Origin of the sequence: Actinomadura sp. 6K520 (genome assembly GCF_004349245.1) — a bacterium.
GTDB lineage: Bacteria > Actinomycetota > Actinomycetes > Streptosporangiales > Streptosporangiaceae > Spirillospora.
This window is the reverse complement of record NZ_SMLC01000299.1, coordinates 1-5,421: the sequence shown is the minus strand read 5'-3', so window position 1 is coordinate 5,421 and position 5,421 is coordinate 1. Positions and strand designations below refer to the sequence as shown.

At 72.6% G+C, this 5,421-nt stretch carries 6 protein-coding genes; all 6 read left to right on the top strand.

Annotated elements, in window-relative coordinates:
- Window positions 1-67: 67 nt before the first annotated feature.
- Window positions 68-595 carry an ATP-binding protein gene (locus tag E1289_RS36260; RefSeq protein WP_131988493.1) on the top strand — a complete coding sequence of 176 codons (528 nt, stop codon included), beginning with the start codon at window positions 68-70 and terminating at the stop codon, window positions 593-595.
- 44 nt (window positions 596-639) lie between these two features.
- Window positions 640-987, top strand: coding sequence for a hypothetical protein (locus E1289_RS36255; RefSeq protein ID WP_131988491.1), 348 nt, complete (start codon window positions 640-642; stop codon window positions 985-987).
- A gap of 190 nt (window positions 988-1,177) precedes the next feature.
- The gene (locus tag E1289_RS36250) at window positions 1,178-3,943 is read left to right on the top strand and encodes a nitrate- and nitrite sensing domain-containing protein (RefSeq protein WP_131988489.1); all 2,766 of its coding nucleotides are present in this window, start codon (window positions 1,178-1,180) and stop codon (window positions 3,941-3,943) included.
- Window positions 3,940-4,359 (top strand): roadblock/LC7 domain-containing protein, encoded by a 420-nt coding sequence (locus tag E1289_RS36245; RefSeq protein WP_131988487.1) that lies wholly within the window; start codon window positions 3,940-3,942, stop codon window positions 4,357-4,359. Before E1289_RS36250 ends, E1289_RS36245 begins: the two co-directional genes overlap by 4 nt.
- Before the next feature lie 6 nt (window positions 4,360-4,365).
- A complete protein-coding gene (locus E1289_RS36240) occupies window positions 4,366-4,788 on the top strand; it encodes a DUF742 domain-containing protein (protein WP_131988485.1) in 423 nt (140 codons plus the stop codon).
- Window positions 4,769-5,421, top strand: a 653-nt coding sequence (locus E1289_RS36235) for an ATP/GTP-binding protein (protein ID WP_131988483.1), incomplete at its 3' end; no start/stop codon positions are given. The genes E1289_RS36240 and E1289_RS36235, both read left to right, overlap by 20 nt.

Below are 5,421 nucleotides of genomic sequence, written 5' to 3'. Positions count from 1 at the left end.
CTCCCCAGCCCCGCACCCCGGCAGGGCTGGATCGGGACAACACGCCTTAGTCAAGGAGGCGTCCATCATGTCGGGCGATCACCACACCATCGAACTCCCTAGCACCCTGGCCCCGGCCCCATCCAACGGCACCCCGACCCACGGAACGACGGCCACCCACGACCTCCGCACACTCGACGAGACCACCCCGTCACTGCTGGGCGAGCTGACCCTGCCCGCCGAACGGGAGTCCGTGCCCCATGCGCGGCGCTTCGGCCGGTCGGTCAGTACCGTCTCCGGCGTCGGCCACATCGCCGACGACGCCGAGGTCCTGGTCTCCGAACTCGTCACCAACGCCGTCCGGCACGCGCCGGTCCCCGGCTCCGCACTGTGCCTGAAACTGCTTCGCACGGGCACCCGGCTCCGCATCGAGGTCCACGACGAGAGCGCCGCGGTGCCGCGGCCGCGTCCCGTCGACCTCATGGAGGAGACGGGACGGGGCTGGTTCCTCGTCGCGGTCCTGGCGGAACGGCACGGCACCGACCACACACCGTCCGGCAAGTCGGTCTGGTGCGAAGTGCGGGCCTGGCCACGGGACGAACACCCCGGGCACTGAGCCGTCCCCTCGCAGATCCCCGGTTCAGCGATGGGAGGCGCGCCATGTCCGGTGACTACTACCGCTCGGACGGGAGTCGCGCCACGGCCGAGGAGGCCCAGCGGCTGCTGCTGGACGTGCGAGGACGCCTGCTCGCGCAGGACGTCATCCGCGTCGGCGCCGTCACGGTGGTCGTCTCGACCTGGTTCACCGTGATCGACCTCGGGCTGGCCGCCAACGGGCGGCCGCTGCTGTGGCAGACGATCGTGTCCGACACCACGATGCACGCCGACATCGGGCAGTACACGACGCGCGACAAGGCGGTGCGCGGGCACGCGCAGGCGGTCTCGATGATCACGAGCCGGCTGCGCGGGCTGGTGGCCCGCGCGGCCCTGGACGAGGCGCGGTCCTGAACCGTGCCCGCGGGGCCGGCGCGGGACCGAGCACGAGCACGGCACGAGCACGGCACGAGACGAGCACGAGCACCGCACGAGCGGCGAGCGCATGCCCGGAAACGCGCATGCGCGAGCGCAGACGAAGACGAAGTGACCGAGCACGGGCCGGAAACCGCGGTCCGGTTCCCCGCATGAGGTTGTGATCTGAATGGTCGCCGAAGGTCGGCAGGCGGACCCACACGCGGCCGCCGCGAAAAGCAAGCCCCCGGACCACGCGCCTGGCCGCAAGGGACGCCGCAGGCGGTCCATCCGCCTGCGGATCACGGCCCTGCTGCTGGTGCCGCTGGTGTCCCTCATCACGCTGTGGGCGTTCGCCGCGAACATCACCCTCGGTGACGCGTTCGACAAGTACGACTTCTCCACCACGTACGACAAGGTGGGGTTGCCGGGCATCTACCTGGTGAACCACCTCCAGGCGGAGCGTTCGCTCAGCGTCGTGGCGCTCGCCACCGGCGACGCCGAGGCACAGCAGAAACTCGCCGGGCTGCGGCAGCGCGTCACCGGCATCGAGAGGTCGTTCCGCTCGACCGCGCTGTCGCCCGAGGCCCGCGACGCCGCCGAACCCGAGACGAAGGAGCGGCTCGCCACCGCCCTGAAGGCGCTGGACACGCTGCCGGAGCTGCGCGCCGAGGTCGACTCCGGCGACGTCGAGCCGCTGAAGGTCATCAACTCCTACAGCGCCGTCCTCGACGAGGTCATCAAGGTCTTCAACGGCCTGGTGACGGTCAACGACGTCGCCATCGTCACGCAGGGCCGCGCGCTGATCAGCATCGGCAACGCCCGCGCCAACATGCTCCGCGAGGACTCGCTCGTCACCGCCGCGATGGCGCGCAACGGGCGGCTCACCCCGGCCGAGCACACCGCGTTCGTGCAGTGGGCGGCGGAAGGGCGGCGGCAGTTCGAGGCGGGCCTCGCCGACCTCAACGACGAGCTCCGCGGGCCGCTGGAGAAACTCGCCGCGTCCGAGGAGTACAAGCGGTTCCGCGCGGCCGAGACGGCGATCGTCCAGGTCCGCGACGACCGGCTGCCCGCCGAGGCGGCGCAGTGGCAGGCCACGACCCAGCTGCTGTCGGAGGCGTGGGCGCAGCAGGTCACCCAGGCGAGCCTGGCGCTCAACGAGATGGCCGAGCCGATCGGCGAGCAGATCATCATGCGGCTCGTCCTCGCGGGCGGGTTCGGGCTGCTCGCGGTGATCGGGTCGATCATCCTGTCGCTGCTGGCGGCGCGGAGCCTGTCCCGGGAACTGCGCGGCCTGCAGCGCGCCGCGCTGCGGCTCGCCGAGGACCGGCTGCCCAGCGTCGTCGCCCGGCTGAGACGCGGCGAGGAGGTCGACGTCGAAGCCGAGGCGCCGCCGCTCGTCATCGGCAAGACCCGCGAGGTCGCGAGGGTCGGCGACGCGTTCACGAAGGTGCAGCACACCGCGATCGACACCGCCGTCCGCGAGGCGTACCTGCGGCAGGGCATCAGCCGCGTGTTCCTCAACGTCGCGTGGCGGAGCCAGTCGCTGCTGCACCGCCAGCTGCGCATGCTGGACGAGATGGAGCGCAGCGCGTCCGACCCGAAGGCGCTCGAAGACCTGTTCCGCCTCGACCACCTCACCACCCGCATGCGCCGGCACGCGGAGGGCCTGGTCATCCTGTCCGGGACGTCCCCCGGCCGGGGCTGGAGCCGGCCGGTGCACGTCGAGGACGTGCTGCGCGCCGCGATCTCCGAGGTCGAGGACTACAAGCGCGTCGAGATCGTCGTCGTGTCCGGGCAGGCCGCCGTGATCGGCGAGGCCGTGGCCGACATCATCCACCTGCTCGCCGAGCTGATCGAGAACGCCACGGTGTTCTCGCCCGCGCCCACCGAGGTGCTGGTCCGCGGCGAGATGGGCGCCAACGGGTTCGCCGTCGACATCATCGACCGCGGCATCGGGCTCGACCAGGCCGAACTGGACGCGCTCAATCTGCGGCTCTCCCGGCCGCCCGAGTTCGACCTGGCCGTCACCGACCGGCTCGGCCTGTTCGTCGTCTCCCGGCTCGCCGGCCGACACGGCATCAGGGTCGCGCTGCAGCCGTCCCTGTACGGGGGCGTCAGCGCGGTCGTGCTGATCCCGCGCCGCCTCATCGTGGACGTCGACCAGCCCGACGACGAGGACGGCGCCGTCGCGGGCGACGTCCCCGTCGCACGGGCCAGGCCGATCCAGGAGAACGGCGCCGCGCCCGCGAACGGGGCGGCGAAGGCGTGGCCGACACCGTCGTCGTCCTCGTCCACGGCGATGCTCAACGCGCCGACGCCGTTCGACACGTCCGCACCGGCCGACGACACGTCCCCCACGATCTGGGACAACTCCACCCCCTCGTGGGACACGTCCGCGCCGGCCTACGACCCCGCGCACGACGCGGCGCAGGCGCAGGGCACCGCGCCACCCGACACTCCGGCGTCCTCCTCGGACCGGCCGGGCTACGACGCGACGGTGGGGTTCAACGCACCGGCGTCCTTCCAGGACAAGCCGTCGTACGACGGGACCGAGACCCCGCCGTCGTACGGGACCCCGCCGTCGTCCGCGTACGGCCCGGCGCAGTACGGGGACACCGGCGCCGCCTTCGACGCCACGCGCCAGTTCCGGCAGACGGGGCCCCAGCAGTACGCCCAGGGGTACGGCGCGCCCGCGTCCTTCGGCGAGGCCCAGGCGCAGGCGGGCGGCGGGCGCGCCCCGCTTCCGCGCCGCGTCCGCGGCGGGAACCTGGCGCCGCAACTCCGCGACGAGCAGCCGTTCGCCGCGCCATCGGCCCAGGACGACGCCGTCGCCGCCTGGGAGGAACGTTCAGCGGAGGCGTCCCGTGACCTGTTCGCCTCCCTGCAGGCGGGCTGGCTCCGCGGCAGGGACGAGGACGAGGGACCCGGGGACGCCATGGAGGGAAGATCATGACCCAGCAGGGAGTCGCGGCCGAGCTGAACTTTCTCCTCGACGATCTCGTCGACCGGGTGCCGCAGATCCGCAAGGTCGTCGTGCTGTCGCGGGACGGGCTCGTCATGGGCATGTCCCGGGGCGTCGGCCGCGAGGACGCCGAGTATCTGGCGGCCCTCGCCGCCGGATTCCACAGCCTTGCGATCGGCGCCAAGCCGCAACTGGAGTCCGGCGAGATCCGGCAGACGCTCGTCGAGATGGAGAACGGCCTGTTCTTCGTCGTCCCGGCGGGGGCCAACAGCTGCCTGGCCCTGATCAGCGAGGTCGGCGCCAACGCGGGCCTCGTCGCCTACGAGATGACGATGCTGGTCAAGCGGGTCGGGAGGCAGCTGTCCACCGGTCTCCGGCAGGGCGGGCCCGGCCCCGGACACAGGTGACCCGCGATGGACCCGAGCGAAACGCCCGGCGCCCCCAGGGGGCCGGGCCGGGAACGGTGGCTGGACGCCGCCGCCGGGCCCATCGTCCGCCCCTACGCGGTGACGCGCGGCCGCACCCAGCCGAGCGGCGAGCCGCTGGACATCGTGGCGATCCTCGTCGCGACCGGCCGGCGGCCCGCCGAACCCGGCCGGCTGTCGCGCCAGCAGCGCCGCCTGCTCGCCCTCTGCCGCCGCCCCCACGCCCTCGCCGACCTCGCCTCGGACCTGGACCTGCCCCTCGGCGTGATCCGGGTCCTGGTCGGCGACCTGCTCGACTCCGGCCTCGTGGACGTCCAGCGGTGGTCCACGCCGGCCGGCCAGCCGTACGTCCAGCCGCACACCGACCAGAACCTGCTCAGGAGGGTTCTCGATGAACTCCGCGCGCTCTGATCCCCCGCCCGACGCCACCGATGTGGGGGAGGGACATGACGACCGGGCGGACGGTCCGCGGGTCGCGTTGAAGATCCTCGTCGCCGGCGGGTTCGGTGTCGGGAAGACGACGATGGTCGGCGCGGTCAGCGAGATCCGCCCGCTGCGGACGGAGGAGGCGCTGACCGACGCGAGTATCGGCGTCGACGACCTCGACGGGCTCGGGTCCAAGACCACCACGACCGTGGCCATGGACTTCGGCCGGATCACGCTGCGCGACGGCGTCGCGATCTACCTGTTCGGGACGCCGGGCCAGGAGCGGTTCTGGTTCATGTGGAACGAGCTGTCGCGCGGGGCGCTCGGCGCGGTCGTGCTGGCCGACACGCGGCGGCTGATGGCGAGCTTCGCCTCGATCGACTACTTCGAGCAGAAGGGCACGCCGTTCGTCGTCGCCGTCAACTGCTTCGACGACGCCGACCGCTACGACCCGCCGGAGATCAGGATGGCGCTGGACATCGATCCGCACGTGCCCGTGCTGCTGTGCGACGCGCGGCAGACGGTGTCGGCGAAGCAGGTGCTGGTCGCGCTGGTCGAGCACGCGCTGCGGCTCGCCAGCGGCCCGTCCGCGGCGAGCCCCCGGGCCTGGCGTACCCC